12 protein-coding genes are annotated in these 17,384 nt (G+C 70.3%); 2 read left to right on the forward strand and 10 right to left on the reverse strand.

Translation table 11 applies throughout. The features are described from left to right. Nucleotides 1-6 precede the first annotated feature (6 nt). Genes STVA_RS14985 through STVA_RS14995 form a run of 3 tightly spaced genes read right to left on the reverse strand, consistent with a single transcriptional unit; the run spans nucleotide 7 to nucleotide 3,582 of the window. On the reverse strand, nucleotides 7-1,023 hold the full coding sequence (locus STVA_RS14985; protein WP_123688711.1) for a tetratricopeptide repeat protein: 1,017 nt from the start codon (nucleotides 1,021-1,023) through the stop codon (nucleotides 7-9). Between the two features lie 17 nt (nucleotides 1,024-1,040). After that, nucleotides 1,041-2,495 (reverse strand): glycosyltransferase family protein, encoded by a 1,455-nt coding sequence (locus tag STVA_RS14990; protein WP_170216353.1) that lies wholly within the window; start codon nucleotides 2,493-2,495, stop codon nucleotides 1,041-1,043. Nucleotides 2,496-2,535: 40 nt separating this feature from the next. Next, on the reverse strand, nucleotides 2,536-3,582 hold the full coding sequence (locus STVA_RS14995; protein WP_170216354.1) for a class I SAM-dependent methyltransferase: 1,047 nt from the start codon (nucleotides 3,580-3,582) through the stop codon (nucleotides 2,536-2,538). A 368-nt stretch (nucleotides 3,583-3,950) separates the two neighbouring features. Between STVA_RS14995 and STVA_RS15000 the strand changes: the two genes are divergently transcribed. Continuing rightward, entirely contained in the window at nucleotides 3,951-5,024 is a 1,074-nt protein-coding gene (locus STVA_RS15000) for a hypothetical protein (RefSeq protein ID WP_123688714.1), read from the forward strand. A gap of 10 nt (nucleotides 5,025-5,034) precedes the next feature. Here STVA_RS15000 and STVA_RS28470 read toward each other — a convergent pair whose 3' ends face one another. Genes STVA_RS28470 through STVA_RS15015 form a run of 3 tightly spaced genes read right to left on the reverse strand, consistent with a single transcriptional unit; the run spans nucleotide 5,035 to nucleotide 8,049 of the window. Continuing rightward, nucleotides 5,035-6,069: a glycosyltransferase family 4 protein gene (locus STVA_RS28470; protein WP_123688715.1), complete on the reverse strand. Its 1,035-nt coding sequence runs from the start codon at nucleotides 6,067-6,069 to the stop codon at nucleotides 5,035-5,037. Beyond that, a complete protein-coding gene (locus STVA_RS15010) occupies nucleotides 6,012-7,517 on the reverse strand; it encodes a glycosyltransferase family 2 protein (RefSeq protein ID WP_123688716.1) in 1,506 nt (501 codons plus the stop codon). The genes STVA_RS28470 and STVA_RS15010 overlap by 58 nt, the downstream gene beginning before the upstream one ends. A 4-nt stretch (nucleotides 7,518-7,521) precedes the next feature. Continuing rightward, nucleotides 7,522-8,049, reverse strand: coding sequence for a hypothetical protein (locus tag STVA_RS15015; RefSeq protein WP_142235778.1), 528 nt, complete (start codon nucleotides 8,047-8,049; stop codon nucleotides 7,522-7,524). 392 nt (nucleotides 8,050-8,441) lie between these two features. On the opposite strand from STVA_RS15015, the gene STVA_RS15020 reads away from it, so the two are divergent. Continuing rightward, nucleotides 8,442-9,776, forward strand: coding sequence for a glycosyltransferase family 4 protein (locus STVA_RS15020; RefSeq protein ID WP_123688849.1), 1,335 nt, complete (start codon nucleotides 8,442-8,444; stop codon nucleotides 9,774-9,776). Here the strand turns inward: STVA_RS15020 and STVA_RS15025 are convergent. Genes STVA_RS15025 through STVA_RS15040 form a run of 4 tightly spaced genes read right to left on the reverse strand, consistent with a single transcriptional unit; the run spans nucleotide 9,757 to nucleotide 17,147 of the window. After that, complete coding sequence (locus STVA_RS15025; protein WP_142235779.1) at nucleotides 9,757-11,961, reverse strand: HlyD family type I secretion periplasmic adaptor subunit; 2,205 nt, start codon at nucleotides 11,959-11,961, stop codon at nucleotides 9,757-9,759. The two genes, STVA_RS15020 and STVA_RS15025, sit on opposite strands and share 20 nt — an antisense overlap. After that, entirely contained in the window at nucleotides 11,958-13,691 is a 1,734-nt protein-coding gene (locus STVA_RS15030; protein ID WP_123688720.1) for a type I secretion system permease/ATPase, read from the reverse strand. Before STVA_RS15030 ends, STVA_RS15025 begins: the two co-directional genes overlap by 4 nt. Beyond that, nucleotides 13,691-16,159 carry a glycosyltransferase gene (locus STVA_RS15035; RefSeq protein WP_123688721.1) on the reverse strand — a complete coding sequence of 823 codons (2,469 nt, stop codon included), beginning with the start codon at nucleotides 16,157-16,159 and terminating at the stop codon, nucleotides 13,691-13,693. Before STVA_RS15035 ends, STVA_RS15030 begins: the two co-directional genes overlap by 1 nt. Before the next feature lie 22 nt (nucleotides 16,160-16,181). Beyond that, complete coding sequence (locus tag STVA_RS15040; protein WP_170216355.1) at nucleotides 16,182-17,147, reverse strand: calcium-binding protein; 966 nt, start codon at nucleotides 17,145-17,147, stop codon at nucleotides 16,182-16,184. Nucleotides 17,148-17,384 lie beyond the last annotated feature (237 nt).

The following is a 17,384-nucleotide window of genomic DNA, read 5'->3' on the forward strand; positions in this document are numbered from 1 at the left end:
GCCGCTTCAGCCCGGCAGGAAGGCGTGCTTCAGGTAGGCGCGGAGCAGGTTGCCCGTCTCGACGCCCGGCTTGCGCGCGAAGACCGACAGCGTCTCGGCGACGGCGACCGGCTCCAGGAACTCCAGCACGACGTGGTAGTTCGGCCGGTCGGCGAAGTCGTGGAAGGCGATCAGGCAGTCTTCCTGCGCCAGCAGGCTGGCACCCAGCGCGCAGGCGACGCGGAAGCGCCCGTCCACCAGCACCAGCGACGCCAGCCTGGCCTCGGGCCGGCTCCAGACGGCGCTGGAATAGTCGGGCCAGCGGCGGATGCCGGTCGTGTCCGTGGGCGTGCCCCACTCGCCGACCGGGCCGATGTCGGCGTGGTGCAGGCCGACCCGGCCGGTCTGGATCAGGTGCGCCATCTCTGGCACCCCGGCCAGCTTGTCGACCCAGCCACGATCGGATTCGACGGAATCGATGCGCTCGGCGCCGTTGCGTGCCAGCGCCAGCGTGCTGCCGCCACAGCCGAACTCGACGATCCGCGGCCGCGACCGGCTGGTCGCCAGCAGCAGGTCGCGCTCGGCCGGCGACATGCGCGGCACAAGATCGGCCGCCGGCGGCGGCGGGGGAATGTCGGCATTGGCGGCGACATAGGCCAGGCCCTCGGGATGGCGCGGCTCGACTTCCAGGGCCGCTCGCCAAGCGGCCACGGCCTGTTCGCGGGTGCCGTATTGCACCAGGTGGCGGGCCAGCAGGATGGGCGACCAGACCGCGCGCTTGCCGGTCCGCTTCTCCCATGCCTCGCGCAGCGTCAGCGCCTCGGCGCGGCGCCCCTGCAGCAGCATGGTGCGGAACGCCTCCTTGGCGAAGAAGGGATGGTGGAACGGGTCGGCATGATCGGGAAACTGCTCGGCCGCCGCCACGAACACCGTGGCCGCGCCAACCAGGTCGCCCGCCTTGCGCATGGCAAGCCCAACCGCGGCCGCCTCCGCCGGGCTGCTCCAGCTCTTGGGACGCTCCAGCACCAGATCCAGGCCGCTCATGATGTGCCCCCGCCCCTCTAGGCCGCGGAAAGTTGTGCCGCGGCAGCCGTGAAGCCGGCCTCGGTCGCCTTGAACAGGCCGGGCAGGTCGCCCGGCAGCAGGCGGGCCGTGCCGGACGCCGTCTCGACCTCGATTGCCGCCAGATGCCAGGCAAGCGGCCGGCGCTCCGGCCCCAGTCCCAGCCCGTTGGGCGACTGCACCGGCCGGGTTCGCACGTCGACCAGATAGATGTCGTGCGCGGCGGGCCCGGTCACCGGTGCGGTGACGGTGAAGGCGGGCTCGGCCAGGATCGTGTGCACCCGGCCCAGCCCCACCCCCTCGACCGTGACCGGGAAGGGCCGCCACATCGGGAAGCCCAACGGGAAGACACGACCGACGATGCGCACGGCCTTGACCGCGCTGGCGGCCGAGAACGGGATGCGCACGCGCGCCTTGGCCCAGCCGTCATGATAGAGCCCGCCTGGGCAGTGGAAGCGCACGTCGCCGCGATCGACGAAGGCGCCGGCCAGGTAGGGGTTGTCTGCCCGCGGCGGATCGAGATGGACGCCCTGGGACACCTGGAAGGCGGCATCGACCCGCTTCTTCAGCAGTTCCTTGCGCTCGGTCTGGACGATCTCGGCCAGTTGCTCGTCGGTCGGCCGGTCGAAGGCGATCGCCTCGTCGCCATAGTCGAAGACGTTGGTGCGGTCGAAGCCGATGGAAGCGAACATCTCGGGCGTGAAGTGCTCGCCCTGGTCGCCGACATAGCGCGCGTTGACCGTGACGCTGCTGATACGGGCGCGGCCGAGCAGGCTGGTGGCGATGTTCTTGAAGAGGTCCTGGTTGCTGGCCAGCGCCGGCAGGCCGTGCCGCCGATAGAAGTCCAGCACCGGCGGATAGGGCCGGTCCATGTAGTCATAGGGCGCGATCGCCTCCAGGTACGGGCGCACCAGCGCATCGCGCTCGCGCCAGTGCCGGCGGGTGATGCCATAGCCCCAGTTGTGGTGCATCCGGCCAAGCCGGCGGCGCGCGGCGCCCTGCCCCGCAACCGAGGCCACCGCATTCGAGCCATAGGCCGCAACCATGCCGATCCGCTCGTCGTCGAGCGCCATCGTCAGCAGTTCGTCCATCACCTCGAAGTAGCGCGGCGCCACCACCAGGTCGTCCTCGAAGACGACGGCGGCGGCATGGTCGTGCTCGACGAAGGCGTAGCGCTCGGCACGGTCGATGTTGGCAGCGATGCCGAGATTGTCGGTCGCGTCGACGATGGGCGCGGTCGGGAAGGCATCGCGGAACAGGTCGCGGCATTCCTCGATGAGCGCGCGATCGGTCTTGTCGCGGCCGAAATAGGCGCTGTGGGCGGCATCCTGGAACAGCACGACCGACCGCCCGCGCTGCGACGGCCGGTCGAGCGCCACCTGCAGGCTGGCCAGCAACTGGCGCAGGTATTGCGGCCGGTTGTAGGAGACGACGAGGATCGGATAGGGAAGCATCGGCGGATCCCTCATGCAGATCGTGAAGGGATGGGTGCGCTCATCGCACCCGCAGCCACAGGCTTCCGCCCGTGTTGATGAGGAAGGACGGGAACGTCGCCTCGATCAGCGCCCGCTGCTTCAGCAGGAAATAGTCGTTGAAGAACAGGATCTCGAAGCGCCGGTTGTAGGCCAGGAAGGCGCGCAGCGCGTAGATCTCGTTCCACGAGCGGTTCTCTTCGACCACCCAGGAATGGGGGTATTCGAAGGGGTAGAAGATGTCGTGGAAGTGGACGATCACGCCGGGCTTCAGCCGCGGCAGGATCTCGAACAGCTCATGGTTGACGTCGCTGCCGGTCTTGGAGACGTGGGTGGAATCGATGAAGAGGATGTCGGAATCCTCCAGCACGTCGAACGTCTCCAGCGGCACCTGCTGGATCGGCAGGGGCAGGATCGACAGATGCTTCTCGTCCCCCGGCCGCAGCAGCGAGCGCAGCAGCTCCGGATAGGGCTCGATGCAGGTGAGCTGCGCCGGTCGCGGCGATTCGCCGAGCGCGGTATCCAACATGCAGGCCGACGAATATCCCGATCCCACTTCGATGATGCGGCGCGGCTCGGCCGCCAGGATCATCGCCCTGAGGATGGCCGCGTCGCCGAAGCCGAAGGCGCTGTTTCGGTAGTGGTAGCGGGCGCCGGCATGGGCTGCCTCGCGGAACGGCGTCGTCTCCAGATAGGGCAGCAGGCCGCGCCAGACCCCTTCCAGGCGGGCGGGGTCCATGTCGATGTCCGGCAGCCGTTCCGGCGCGGTCGTGCGCACCGTGCGGATGCGCTCGACCACGCTGGCCGGGTCGACCACCGGCGAATAGAAATGGCCGGGGGGCACGAAAAGCGCAGCCTGGCGCGGGGTGAACTCGGGCGAGGTCGCGAAGCGGTCGATGATCGCGTCGAACGGCTCGCCGCGCTGGATGTGGCCGACGAAATGGGCCAGTTCCTCCGGCCGCGGGCGGCGGCAGAAGAACAGTTCATAGAGCCGGATGACCGCGGCCTCGGCCCCGGCGTCGTCGCGCGATTCCACCACCGGCATTTCGACCGCCACCGCCGCGCTCACGACCGGGTCCCCGGGGCGGACAGCATCCGGAGCCCGGCCAACGCGCGATTTTGCATCTGAACTCCATCCATGGCCGCACAGTACAGGGGGGCGCTGGCGCGCGTGGGGGCGCCAGCCGCCAACTTGCCAGCGGTATTGACGGCAAGTGGCGGCGATGGCGCCGGTGACTGCCAGATCGGCGCGATTGTCACGCCGATGACGGTCGGCATCGGCGGAAGGGCAGAATTGCCCGGCAGCGTCCCCGCCAGAACCACCGGCCATCGCCATCCGTTGGGCGGCGATCCGTTCGATGCGAACCGGGTTGGCCATCGACGACGATGCGATGCGGCCCTTTCCTGGGGCGACTTTCGCCGCCACGGAGCCGACCGATGCCCAGGAACGACAGCCGCCTGCAGCTCTCCCGCCGTTCCTTCCTCGGCCTGGCCGGCGCCAGCATCGTCCACGCCGCCCTTCCAGGGCGGGCCAGGGCGGCCGCTGCGACCGAGATCCGCGGCGTCAACTTCGCCTTCGTCGACGTCGACCGGGCCAAGGTCGCGACCTGCAACACCAAGGGCCGCAACGCCTCGATCGGCGGCCGCGGCTTCCTGAAGCGATACCAGGAGGCGGGGGTGCGCGACGCCGTCCGCGCCTCGCTCGGCCGCCTGCGCGAAAGCGGGGTGACGGCAATCCGCCACAATCTCTGGTTCATCGGCGGCGACCGCGCGCCGCAGGACGTGTTCCGCGTCGCCGATGCCGGCCTGGCCGCCGATCGCATGGGGCAGTTTGCCCAGGACATGCGGCGGGCGGGGCTGGAGCAGCTTTTCCTTGCCCTGTCGCCGGTCGGCGAGAGCGTGCCCGGCTGCCGCAAGGTCGAGTGGGGCGACTGCTTCCGGCCCGAGGGCACGCAGGCGGCCATGGGGTTCCTGACCCAGGTCGCCAATGCCGCGGCCGGACCAGCCCTCTACGTCGACGGCTTCAACGAGGGGGTGCCGTCGGAGGCGCTGAAGCCGCCGGTACGCGCCGCCATGATGGAATATCTCGGCACCTGCCTTGCCACCATCGCGGCCCTGCGCCCGGCCCCGCGGATCGTCGTGTCGACCCAGGGCAACCGCGCGGACGAGCGCGTGGCGATCCTGGACCAGGTGCTGCGCCGCACGGGCGTGCGCCTGGACGTGCTCGACATCCACGTCTATCGCGGCCGCGGCACCGGGCCGGACGGGGGGACGCTGGCGCGGTTCCGCGACTTTGCCGCCGCCCGCGGCGCCCGCCTGCTGGTGGGCGAAATCCAGGCCGACGATGGCCTGATCGGCCGCGTCCGCCAGGCGCTCGGCCGCGGCGACGGCCGCGACCCGCTGGGCTATTTCCCCTGGCCGCTCGCCGACGCCGCAACCGGCTGCCATGTCGACATGGACGTGCCCGACATGATCGGCACGCTGCGCCGCATGCGCCCGCCCGGCGGATAAGGTGGCCACGCTAGGCGGCACCACTGTTCGTCATCGTCAGCAGGCGGATCTTGGCCGTCACCGCCGCCTGCGAGAAATGCTGCTCGGCGAAGCGGGCCGCACTCAGGCTGGCCTTCTTCCACCGCGCGCCATCGGTCAGGAGGGTGGCGATGCGCTTGGCCATCCCCTTGGGGTCGTCCGACACCTGCATCAGGTCGGGACTGTCGTCGCTGAACCCCTCATAGGCCACGGCCGTGCCGACACAGGGGACGCCGTGGGCCAGGCTCAACGCCACCTTGCCCTTCAGGCCCGCCCCGTAGCGCAAGGGGGCGACGGTCAGGCGCGCGCCGTCGAAGATCGGCTGCAGCTCGTCCACGAAGCCGATGCACTGCACGCCGCGATGGCGCTCCAGCGCCCGCACCTGGTCCGGCATGTGGCTGCCGATGATGCCGAAGGTCTGGTCGGGGCATGCCTTGCGCACCAGCGGCCAGATCTCCTCGCAGAACCAGGCGACGGCATCGACGTTGGGGGCATGGCGGAAGCCGCCGATGAAATAGAGGCCGCTCCGCTTCTCGAACGGGGTGGGTGCCGGCTTGCCCTCGATCACCCAGGGCACGACCACGACATTGTCGATCCCCTCGGCCGCCAGCAGTTCGCGCTCGACGTCGCTATGGACCAGGACGACGTCGCTGGACCGCATCGCCTGCATCTCGCCGGACTTGGTGGCGGCGATCTCGCTCGCCGTCCTGGCGCCGGCGGCGCCGACCGATGCCTCGCGCTCGTAGCGCAGATAATGCAGGTCGGCGACGTTGTAGACGATGCGCGCCTGGGGGGCCAAGCCGCGGCAGACGCCGAGATGTCGGCTGGCGGTGTTGAAGCGGTGCAGATAGATGAGGTCGAACTCCCCCGGTCGCTTGCGCAGCACCTCCTCCACCGACCAGTAGTAGGGGTGATGGAGGAACTCCACACCCATGTCCTGCAGCGCCGTCGAGGCCGCGCCCAGATGGGTCATGTTGTCGGCCGGCACGAAGGTGACCTTGCCGCCCAGCGCCTGAAGGCAGCGCATATGGGTGACGGCGGCGTTGGAGCCGGCATCTTCCTTGGGCGTCGGCGTCGTCTCGTCGACGAACAGCACGCGGAAGCGGGCGCCGCGGTCCTTCTTCGCTCCGGCTCGATGCCGTTCAGCGCGTGGGCCTCCAGCGTCGTCTTCCAGCGCGTGAAGAACTTGCGCCCGTTCACGACCTGGTAGCGCTTGGCGCCCTGGGTCAGGTCGGTGCCGGAGCTGACGCCCTCGAAATGCGTGACCTTGGAGCGCGGCTGGTAGAGCACGCGATACCCGGCAGCCCGCACGCGGAAGGCAAGGTCGGTATCCTCGTAGTAGGCGGGCACGTAGTGCGTGTCGAAGCCGCCCAGTTCCAGGAACAGCTCGCGCGGCAGCATCAGGGCCGCACCCGAGATGTAGTCCGCCGGCCGCAGGTAGTTGTAGCGCGGATCGTCCGGGTCCTGGCCGCGGCCATAGTTCCAGCCGTCGCCCATGCGCCAGATGATGCCGCCCGCCTCCTGCAGCTTGCCGTCGCCGAACAGCAGCTTGGACCCGACGGCGCCGACATTCTCATGCAGCGAGAAGGTCTCGACCAGCGCGTCGATGGCGTCGGGATAGAGGGTCGTGTCGTTGTTCAGCATGAAGACGTAGCGCCCGCGCGCCTCGCGGGCGCCGCGGTTGCAGTTCAGCACGAAGCCCTGGTTGCGCTCGTTGCGCAGGACCCGGCAGTTCTGCAGGATCATAGGCGCCAGCAGCGTCTCGTCCTTGGAGCAGTCGTCGACGACGATGATCTCGTAGGACGCGCGCACGTTGGTATCGAGGATCGACTTCACGCAGGCATAGGTGAAGTCGAACTTCTCGTAGACCGGGATGACAATGGACACCAGCGGCTGATCGAAGACCGGCGCCTCCAGGATCGGAAAGCGCGATAGCACCCCCTCGACCACCCGGTCGAACCCCAGCCCCTCCATCGCGGGCGGCGGCTCGCGGCGCATGGCGGCCTGGGCCTCCAGCGACCGCCGCAGTTCCTGATAGGTCGAGACGCAGGCCGACATCAGCATGGGCAGATAGGCGCTGGCCCAGCGCGCGCGGTCGCGCACGTCCTCATGCTGGCGCAACAGCCAGGGCAGCTTGGCCAGCAGCAGGTCGCGCATCGCCGCCAGCTTGTCGTCCTCGGTCGCGATGGTGACGGCGGCCAGTTCCTCGTTCGTGCCGGGATCGACCAGGCGGAAATCGACGACCGGCCGCTCCAGCAGGTGGCCCGGCAGATTCAGATGGAACGCGTGATCCCCCTCCCCCAGCCCGGCCTCGCGCAGGTCGTCGCGGACGATGTCGGCGGTGAAGGTGACGACGTGGCTCGGGCCGTCATAGAGCGCCAGGCGCACATGGCGCCCCGGCCGCTCGGGATCATAGGCCCATCCGGCGATGGCCTGCCGGTCGGCCCGCTCCACCAGGACGCTGGGCCGTGCCATCGGCTCAGTCACCCTCATAGGCGAGCGCCACCGCATGGACGCCGATGGAGAGTGGCCGCTCGTCGCTGCTGTCGGTCGCCAGCTTGGGCACCTGCACCTCCGCCGGAACCAGGCTGATGCGGATGCGCTTGCCGGGGCAGAGTTCGCGCGGGATCGGGATGTGGACCACGGCGCGCTCGCGCAGCAGAATCGCGTCGACGAAAGAACCTTCGACGAACACGCTCATGCGCTGCGGCGCGGCACCGACCAAGCCCACCGGGAAGCAATCGAGTTCCAACACAAGATCGCGCATCAGCACCGGCAGCTCGAACCCCAGTTCGCCCACCGCGCCGTCGATCCACACGAAGCCGCCATCGTCCACCTCGCACCACCCGCGCGTGAAGACGTCCGGCAGCGGTTCGCCGCGGTGAAGACGCAGGATGGTGCCCAGCCTGTATGGTCCGGCGACATCCATGGGCTTGGCGAATCCCCCGCGAAAACCTTCCGGGGCCCGCGGTGCGGGCGCCCTCTGAGCATCCTTGGCCATCAGCATCTTCACACCGTTCGAGTTGAGGGAACCCGAGCCCCCTTGGCGTCGACTCCCGGCCGGGGGCCTTGCTTCGAGGCCCCCTGTGCCCTTGTCCCGAAGTATAAGCGCCGGTTCTCCTATTCGAGCCGCATGGCCGCCCCCAACTTGGCGCGGTATTGGCACGGAGAAGCGCGGAATCCGGCGCTTTGGGACCACATTGGGGCAATGCGGCACCGCGCTGGGGCAAGTGTCACACCGCCTGCGCTGCATCGCAGCATAGGCCACCCCAAATCGGGCGATCAGTCCCCGGAAGGGACGCGGGAACGGGTCGATACGAACCGGATTGGGCGCGGCCCGGCGGCACGGTCGCCCTAGAGTTGGGTTGCATCCCCGAGCAGCCGGCGGAGACCGATCGCGTGCGCGTCCTTCACCTCGTCCACAATCATCCGAGCCTCCATCCCGGCGGCACCGAGATCTTCGCCCGCGAGCTGTTCCAGGCGCTGCGCGCCGACGGCGACAACCGCCAGCTCCTCGTGGCCGCCGTCGACGACCTGCACCGGCGCCCGCATCCGGGCACCCGCTTCCAGTCGGCGGGTGCCGGCGCGGATGAGTTGCTGTTGTGGGCCGGACATTTCGACCGCTTCCAGCTCAATCAGGCCGATACGGAAGGCACGCTGTTCGAACTGGGCGAGCTGGCCGAGGGCTTCCGGCCGGACATCATCCATTTCCACCACCTGCTGCGCTTCGGCGCCAACGCCGTGCCCTTCCTGCGCCGGGTATGCCCGGAAGCGCGCTTCGTGCTGTCGCTGCACGACTACTATCCGCTGTGCCATCGCGACGGCGTCCTGCTGCGCAACCCGGGCAACGAGCGCTGCGACGGCCCCTCGCCCAACGCCTGCAACGGCTGCTTCCCGGACATCTCGCCGGGCAGCTTCCTGGTCCGCGACCTGATGCTGAAGGCGCACCTGACCGGCTTCGACCGCTTCGTCGCGCCCAGCCGCTTCCTGCGCGACCGCTATCTCGCCTGGGGCCTGCCGGCCGACCGGCTCGTCCATATCGCCAACGGGCGCGACTGGCCGCTGCCAGCCCCGCCGCGGGCGGGCAGCGGGCCGCGCAACCGCTTCGCCGTGCTGGGCAACCTCAGCGTCTACAAGGGCACGACCGTGGCGCTGGACGCCGCGCGCCGGCTGGCCGACGCGGGTGTCGACTTCTCGCTCGATATCCATGGCGCCCCGCGCTACCAGACCGAGGCCTTCACCCAGCGCATCGAGGCCGATGTCCGGGCGCTGGGCTCACGCGCGCGCCATCACGGCGCCTACGAGCCGGCCGATGTCGCCGGCATCCTGGCCGCGGCCGACTGGGTGATCGTGCCGTCGATCTGGTGGGAGAATGCGCCGCTCGTCATCGACGAGGCGATGCATCACGGCCGCCCGGTGCTGTGCTCGGGCATCGGCGGCATGGCCGAGCGCGTGCGCAATGGCATCGACGGGCTGCATTTTCGCGCGGGCGATCCCCTGGCGCTGGCCGACACGATGGCGCGGGCCGCGACCGAGGACGGCCTGTGGCAGCGGCTGTCGGGCGGGATCGGGCCTGTGCGCACCGTAGCCGATGCCGCGGACGAGCATATGGCCCTCTACCGCGAACTGCTCACGCCCCGCGTCGCCGCGATCGCCGAACCGGCGGCCGACACCGCAGCCAAACGGCGTCGCCCGCTGGTCCGCGGCGAAGGGGTCAGCCCAGCACGGGCTTGAGCAGACCGTGGAAGGCGGCGGGCGCCACCGCCGCCAGGATCGCCAAGCCGGACGCCAGGATCGCGAAGATCGCCAGCGATATCGCCAGGCCGGAGCCCGCGCGCTTGGGCGCCGGGGCCTGGGCCATCTTGCGCAGGTTGGCGTCGATCCGCACCAGGAAGGCATCGACGTCGGCGAACGACTTCTCGATCGCCGCCACCCGACCGGCCAGAACCGCGGTTTCCTCGCGCACCGCCTGGGCGGCGGCTTCGAGCTGCTTGCGCCGCTCGCCCTCCAGATGGCCCGCACGCTGCTCGCGCTCGCGCTCGAATGCGGTCATCCGCTCGGCCAGTTGGGTCTGCTCGCGGCCGAGAGCGGCCACGCGCGAGGCGACCCGCTCCATGCCGGCGCGGACCGCCAGCGTCAATTCCTGCAACTCCGCCACCGCCGGGCCAGGCTCCTGCACGCCCGTCGTCGCCGGACTGCGCACCAGCGGAATCCGGGTGCCGCGGAAGTAGACGCCGATGGCCGCTGCCGGCACGTCGCGCGCGTCGACCGGCAGGCTGAAGGCGAAGGCATGACGGCCGTCGCCCATGCCGGCCGTCAAGAGATCCTCGCGATAGCGGTCGGCCGTGGTCGAGCCCAACTGGCGATCGCCCAGGAAGATATCGACATCCGTGCGCGAACCCGGCGCGGCCTCGTCGCGCGCCCAGCCGCGCACATAGCCGCCGTCGATCGTGTCGACATGGCCGGCATAGCGTGCCGGCAGCACATGCACGTTGTCGCGCACCGCCGTTGCCGCGGGCTCCCCGGTCCTGATGGCGGTCTCGGCCATTCGTTTCATTCCTCCCTGAAGGTCCGGCGCAGCCCCTCGGTGATGGGCGACAGCAGGTAGTCGAGCGCGGTGCGGCGGCCGGTCAGGATGAAGGCGTCCACCGGCATGCCGGGTATAGAGTTCGACCCCCACCAGCCGCTCGAGCTCGGCCGCGTCGACGCGGATGCGCGCGGTGTAGTAGCCCTCGCCCGAGCGCTGATCGGTCAGCAGGTCGGCCGAAACGTTGACGACGGTGCCGGTCACGTGCGGCACCACGCGGCGCTTGTAGGAAACGAGCGCGATGTCGGCACGCTGCCCGGTGCGGACGGCATCGATGTCGGTCGGCGAAAGGCGCGCATCGACCACCAGCAGATCGGCCTGGGGCACGATATCGAGGATGGGCTCGCCCGCCTTGATGACCCCGCCCTGGGTGAAGACCTTGATGTCGACGACCGTGCCGTCATGGGGCGACAGCACCTTCATCCGCCGCAGCAGATCGGCCATGGCGACCAGCCGCTCGGAGAGGTCGCCCAGTTCCTTCTGCGTCGTCTCGACCTGGGCGACGATGTCATTGCGCCGCGTATTGCGGAGGTCGACCATCTGCAGTTCGGTCTGGCTGATGGTCTGGCGGGCAGCAGCCGCACTGCTCTGCAACCGGCCGCGCTGGCCGACCAGGTCGGCGTTGGCGCGTTGCAGCGCCAACAGGCGCGGCCGCCGCTCCAACCCGCGCTGCACCAGATCCTCGATGCCGCGGGTTTCCTCGGCGATGAAGCCGATCTGCTGGCTGACCGCGCGCTCCTGCGACTGCATCGCCTGGATCTCCTCGCGGAGCTGCGCCACCTTGCGCTCCAGGATCGACACCTGGCCGCGATAGCCCTCGCGCCGGGCGGTGAACAGGTTGCGCTGGCCGGCCAGGATGTCGGCGATCTCGGGCTCGTCGGCGCGCCGCGCCAGTTCGGCCGGCACGGGCATCTGGTCGGCATCGGCCAGTTCCGCCTGGAGCCGGGCCAGGCGCGCCATGGCCAGCCGGTGCTGGCCCTGGACGATGGAATGGCTGGCGCGCGCCTGGGTCTCATCCATCTCGATCAGCACCTGGCCCGCCTGGACCGTCTGTCCCTCGGACACCAGGATGCGCTTGATGATGCCGGGCTCCAGTAGCTGGATCGTCTTGCGGTGGCTCTCGACCTTGACCGTCCCCTGGGCCACGGCCGCGCTGTCGAGCTCGGCCACGGCGGCCCAGCCGCCAAAGCCGCCGAACGTCAGCACGACGGCAGCCAGCGCGATCAGCGCCGGCCCGCCGATGCGCGGTCGCGTGACGTGGGGCAGGACAACCTCGCGCCCCCGCAGGGTCGGCAGCCGCGCATTGCCGGGGCGCTCGAGCTGGCGGCTCATCGCCGGCCCGCCGGCAGGGCTGCGGGGCCGCGGCGGACGATCTCCGGCACCGGCTCCGTCACGGCGTCGGCGACCCGGACCGCGACGCCGTCGCGCAGTTCCAGGATGCGGTCGGCGATCGACAGCAGCGTGTTGCGGTGGGAGATGAGAATGATGATGGCACCGGTGGAGCGTGCCCAGGCGATGGCCGACAGCAGCGCCTCCGACCCCGCCTGGTCGAGGTTGGCGTCGGGCTCGTCCAGCACCAGCAGGCGGGGCTCGCCGAATAGCGCGCGAGCCAGGCCGATGCGCTGCCGCTGGCCACCGGTCAACAGGAAGCCGGGGTCGGTGATCTCAGTGTCGTAGCCATAGGGCAGCCGGCCGATCAGGCCATGCACGTCGGCACGGCGGGCTGCGTTCACCACGTCCTCCGGGGCGGCCTCGGTCAGGCGGGCGATGTTCTCGGCGATGGTGGCGTCGAACAGGCCGACCTGCTGCGGCAGGTAACCCGACACGCTGCCGAAGGCAGCCCGGTCCCACTGGTGGACATCCTGCCCGTCGAGCCGCACGGCGCCGCTGGTCGGTTTCCACACGCCCATGATCAGCCGTGCCAGGGTCGACTTGCCGGCGCCGGACGGCCCCATGATCGCCAGCACCTCGCCCGGCTCCACCACCAGGCTGACGCCGCGGATGGTGGGCCGAGAGGCGCCGGGCGGCACATAGACCAGCCGGTCGATCTCCAGCGGGCCGCTCGGCCGGGCCATCCCCATGGTCGAGCGCGCCGGCGCCGCATCCGCTTCGATCCCGCGCAGGCGCCGCACCGCAGCCCAGGCCGACAGCCATTGCCGCCAGCCGTCGATCAGTTGCTCGTAGGGGGCCAACGCCCGGCCGAGGATGATCATGGCGGCGAACAGCGTGCCCGGCCCCACCGCACGCTCGATGATGAGGGCGGCACCCACCGCGATCAGCAGCACCTGCAACGACAGGCGCAGCGAGCGCGAGCTGGCGGAAATCGCCTCAGACCGCAGATGCCCGCGCCGGGCCATCACGGCTGCCTCGGCATTGGCCTGGCGCCAGCGGGCGACGATGCGGTCGATCAGCCCCATCGCCTCGACGATCTCGGCGTTGCGGACGGCAGAGCCGATATGCTGGTGGGCGCGCACCGATGCGTCGCTGGCCGATACCAGGCTGCGATGGGAAACGACCTCGTTGAGGATGCCGAGCGCCGCCAGCATCGCCGCCCCGCCGACCGCGATCAGGCCGTAGGCCGGATGCAGCAGGAACAGCACGATGAAGAAAAGCGGGGTCCACAGCATTTCCATGGCCGTCGGCAGGGAGCGTCCGGCGAAGAAGCTCCGCACCTCGTTGGCGTCGCGCAGGCTCTGGGTCGATCCATTGCCGTCGCGCAGCGCCCGGCCGACGGTGGCCGGGATCGCCACCTCGCCCAGCCGCTCCCCCAGCCATTCGCCCAGGCGCTGGTGCACCAGGCTGCGGCTGAGCTGGAGCACGCCATGGACCACGAGCGCGCCCACGACCACCACGGTCAGCCAGATCAGCGTCGGAATGCTGCGGCTGGTCAGCACGCGGTCATAGACCTGCATCATGTAGATCGGCACGGCCAGGACCGAGAGCGTCACGAACAGGCTGATCAGGAGCGAGATCAGCAGCGCCGGGACGCAGCGCGCCAAGGTACCGTTCAGGCCGAGCGGAATGCCGTCGGACGCCGTGGCGGCGCCGCGCGGGCCGATCATCACGCCACCATCGAGACGTCGGCCGCGGCCGGCGCCGGGGCGTCGGGCGCGGCCAGCAGGGACCGCCGCCAGTCGCCGCGGCGTGCCAGCGCCCAGCGCGACGGATCGTCCATCAGGCGGGCCATCGCCGCCGCCCAGCGCCGGCCGTGCAGCCAGCGATTGTGCCGCGAAGCAACACCGCGCAGGTAGGACGCGTGCTGCTGGATGGAATGGCGCTCCAGGTGATAGAGCTCGGCCTCGGGCGCGTACCACAGGCGCAGGCCCGCCTCGCGCAGGCGCAGGCAGAAGTCCGAATCCTCGTAGTCGCCGATCGCGAAGTCGGTGCAGAAGCCGCCCAGCTTGTGGAAGGTCTCGGTCGCGACGACGAAGCAGGCGCCGGTCACGCCCGGCACCTCGCGCGGCTGCAAGGCGCCGGCGGATGCGCGCGGCAGCCCCTTCAGGAAGTGCCGGTTGAGCCAGGCGCCATCGCTGCCGCGGTCGTAGTAGAGGCCGGCATGCTGGATGGTGTCGTCGGGGAACAGCAGCAGCGGGCCGACCGCGCCGATGCCCGGCAGCAGGCCGCGCCGCAGGGCCGACAGCCAGCCCGGTCGCCGCGGCAGCACGTCGGAATTGAGCGGCACCAGCCAGCGTCCACGGGCATGGGCCGCCCCGGCATTGACCGCGCCGGCATAGCCGAGGTTGCGGCCATTGACGACCAGCGTCACCGACAGGCCGTAGATCAATCCCAGACCATGCAGCGCGCGGCGAAGGTCATCCTCCTGCTCGGGCGAATCCAAGACCAGGATCAGCTCGGCGCGGGCCATGTCCGGGTCGGCCGACAGCGCTGCGAACTGGGCCGGCAGCAGCTCCAGGCTGCGATAGAGCGGCACCACGATCGACCAGTCGACACTGGCGGCGACCGGTCCCAGCCGTTCCATCCGGCTCTCGCCCGCATCGGCCGCCACGTCGCGGATCGCCGCCGCGATGGCCGGCGCCAGGCATTGCTCCAGCATCGCCTCGCCGGCCGAGTTCGGCGGCACCGATGCCAGCAGTTCCTGGCGCCCGCGCTCGGCCTCGCCGATGACGGACGCGACCGGCAGTTCGACCATGGCGCCGCTCGACAGCCGTGCCCGCAGGCGCACGGGTGCGTCCGGCATCACCGGCTGGAGGTTGGGGAAATAGGCGACGAAGCCGTCGTCCGGGCCGGGACGGCGGCGGCCATCGGCGCCCGTGCGCGGGAAGGCCAGCGCATCCGGGGCGATGGTACGGACCTCGTCAAAGGCCGACACGAGTTGCAGGTCGGCGACGACGCCTTGCGGGTCGGCCAGCCAGCCGCGCACGAAGAGGCCGCCATCGGAGAAGCCGATGGCGAGGTCGATCTCGCCCGCCAGGCCGCGTCCGGCCGCCACCGCGGGCGGGGTCTGCGGGATCAGCGTCAGGGATTCGCGGAGCAGTGCCCGCAGGGGCGCATTGGCGCGGATATAGGGGCGCAGGCAGCGCAGCAGATAGTGCCGCGCCGCCAGGGCCTCGTCCGGCTCTTCCTGCAAGTGACGGTGCAAGGCCGTGGTGGGCGCGGCCGCATCGGGCTCCAGCACGAAGCAGGCGGGCGGGCCGTAGCCGATGCACAGCACCAGCACGCGGCCCGGCCCCAGCGCCTCGGCGCGGTCGATGACGAGTTGCATGCGCCGCCCGGCCGCGGCACGGCGCTGGGGCAGGAACGGGTTGCGACGGACCCCGCGCGAGCCGACCAGCAGCACGCCGCGCACGTCGTCGGGGTCGAAGGTGGCGTCGCCGACGCAATATTGCAGGCGGCCACCCAGCGACAGGACCGTGCCCCAGCCGGCAGGCCGGCCGACCACGCCCAGCACGAGCGCCCGGCACAGGCCGGCAAAGGACGGGTCCTCGTGCAGTTTCAGGAAGGTGCCACCCGTCTCGGCCAGGACGCGGAGCGCGCGCTGGCGGACAAGGTCCGGCAGTTGCGGCAGGACCAGCCCGTCGGCCGGCACCAGCGGCTCTATGGCGATGCCCGTCGCCTGCAGAACGATGTCCCCCGCCGCGGTGCGGACCTCGACCGCCGGGGCATCGCTGCCGGCAGCCAGGCCAGGGGATGGGATCCGGCCGAGGACCAACAGATGGTAGCCCTGCTCCGGGTCGCCCACGACCGAGAAGACCAGCGGCTCCGGCACGGCCAACCCGCCCCAGCGCATGCCGGCGTCGGCCAGCGGCACCGGCTCGGCGATCGGCGCGGTCAGCAGCGCCAGGTCGCCCATCGCGGTGAAGATGCGGCAGGGCGGCAGGACGGCCGTCGCCAGGGAGGGCGTGGCGACGGCGTCCGCCTCGGCGACATCGTCGGGAAACCGGCGGCGCCAGCGATGGATCGTCCGCTCGCTGACACCGAAATCCCGGCCGACGTCTGAGGGGTGGCGACCGCTCCGGCAGGCGTCGACCGCCCGCCGGATGTCGGTCTCGGAAAACCGCGTGGTGAACACGGGCCCGGCTCGCCTGGGGCGGCTAGACGATCACCACCACGCTGTCGATGCGCGCGCGCAGGTCGGCCTCGCTGAGGTTCATGAGAGTGACGGAGTTGCCGTCGCCCAGGCTGATCACCGCATTGCCCAGGCTGTCGCTGCTGATCAGGGCCAGCAGGTCCGATGGCGCGCCGATCTCCAGGCCATTGATGCCGCCCTGGATCTGCAGCACGTCGCCGCTGGCGAAGTCGACGATCACGTCGGCGCCGCCGTCGTTCTTGAAGACGAAGACATCGTCGCCGGCGCCGCCCGCCAGAGAGTCGTTGCCGCGATCGCCGGAGAGCACGTCGTTGCCCTCGCCGCCCTCGACCGCGTCGTCGCCCTGGCCGCCATAGACCATGTCGTCGCCGGCGCCGCCACTGACCGTATCGTCGCCGGTGCCGCCGGCCACGAGGTCGTCGCCCAGGTCGCCCGACACGGAATCATCGCCCTGACCGCCGACGGCGACGTCGGCCCCCTGGCCGCCATTCACCATGTCATTGCCCTGGCCGCCGCTGACGAAGTCGTCGCCGGCATTGCCATTCACCGAATCGTCGCCCTGGTTGCCATCGACGAAGTCGCCGCCATTGCCGCCCTGGGCGAAGTCGCCGCCCTCGCCGCCCAGCACGATATCGAAGCCCTCGCCGCCGAAGACGCCGTCGTCGCCGGCACCGCCCAGCACGATGTCCTGGCCGTCGCCGGCAAAGATGTTGTCGGCACCGCCGCCGCCATCGAGGTAGTTGCTGCCGCCGTTGGCCACGAAGAAGTTCGCGTCCTCGCCGCCGATGATGGCACCATCACCCGGCCCCTCGAGGAAGATGTATGGGCTCCCGACCGGCGAGAAGCTGCCATCGTGCGGCTGGAAGTCGGCTTCGCTCAAACCCTGTTGTGCCAGCAGGGCGTCGATGGCGACGAGCGCGGCGGGATCTAGCCCGCCTTGGTCGAAGATACCGCCGGGAATGGTTGCCACGGGCCCCTCGCATGTACGGATTAACTGCATGCATTAAGCGACCAGTGTCGGACCCCGCTCCATACCGAACGGCACCGAATGGGTTGGCTATTCGATCAGCGCACCGTGCCAGTCGCTCCATGCGTTGGCCGGCCTTCAATAACCTACTGAAATATAGTTGTTTTTAGCCCTGACTGAGCCCAGTGGGTTCACACCAGAGCGGCGCTTTTGGTGCAGCGCACCATAAGCAATTCCACT

Origin of the sequence: Stella humosa (assembly GCF_006738645.1) — a bacterium.
GTDB lineage: Bacteria > Pseudomonadota > Alphaproteobacteria > ATCC43930 > Allostellaceae > Allostella > Allostella humosa.

Bases quoted from the DNA above. Each gene is read 5' to 3' on its own strand.
- STVA_RS15000 (WP_123688714.1), top strand. From the start codon at position 3,951: ATGCCCAGGAACGACAGCCGCCTGCAGCTCTCCCGCCGTTCCTTCCTC.
- STVA_RS15010 (WP_123688716.1), bottom strand. From the start codon at position 7,517: ATGGCACGGCCCAGCGTCCTGGTGGAGCGGGCCGACCGGCAGGCCATC.
- STVA_RS15015 (WP_142235778.1), bottom strand. From the start codon at position 8,049: ATGCTGATGGCCAAGGATGCTCAGAGGGCGCCCGCACCGCGGGCCCCG.
- STVA_RS14990 (WP_170216353.1), bottom strand. From the start codon at position 2,495: ATGCTTCCCTATCCGATCCTCGTCGTCTCCTACAACCGGCCGCAATAC.
- STVA_RS28470 (WP_123688715.1), bottom strand. From the start codon at position 6,069: ATGCGCTGCCTTCAGGCGCTGGGCGGCAAGGTCACCTTCGTGCCGGCC.
- STVA_RS15025 (WP_142235779.1), bottom strand. From the start codon at position 11,961: ATGAGCCGCCAGCTCGAGCGCCCCGGCAATGCGCGGCTGCCGACCCTG.
- STVA_RS14985 (WP_123688711.1), bottom strand. From the start codon at position 1,023: ATGAGCGGCCTGGATCTGGTGCTGGAGCGTCCCAAGAGCTGGAGCAGC.
- STVA_RS15030 (WP_123688720.1), bottom strand. From the start codon at position 13,691: ATGATCGGCCCGCGCGGCGCCGCCACGGCGTCCGACGGCATTCCGCTC.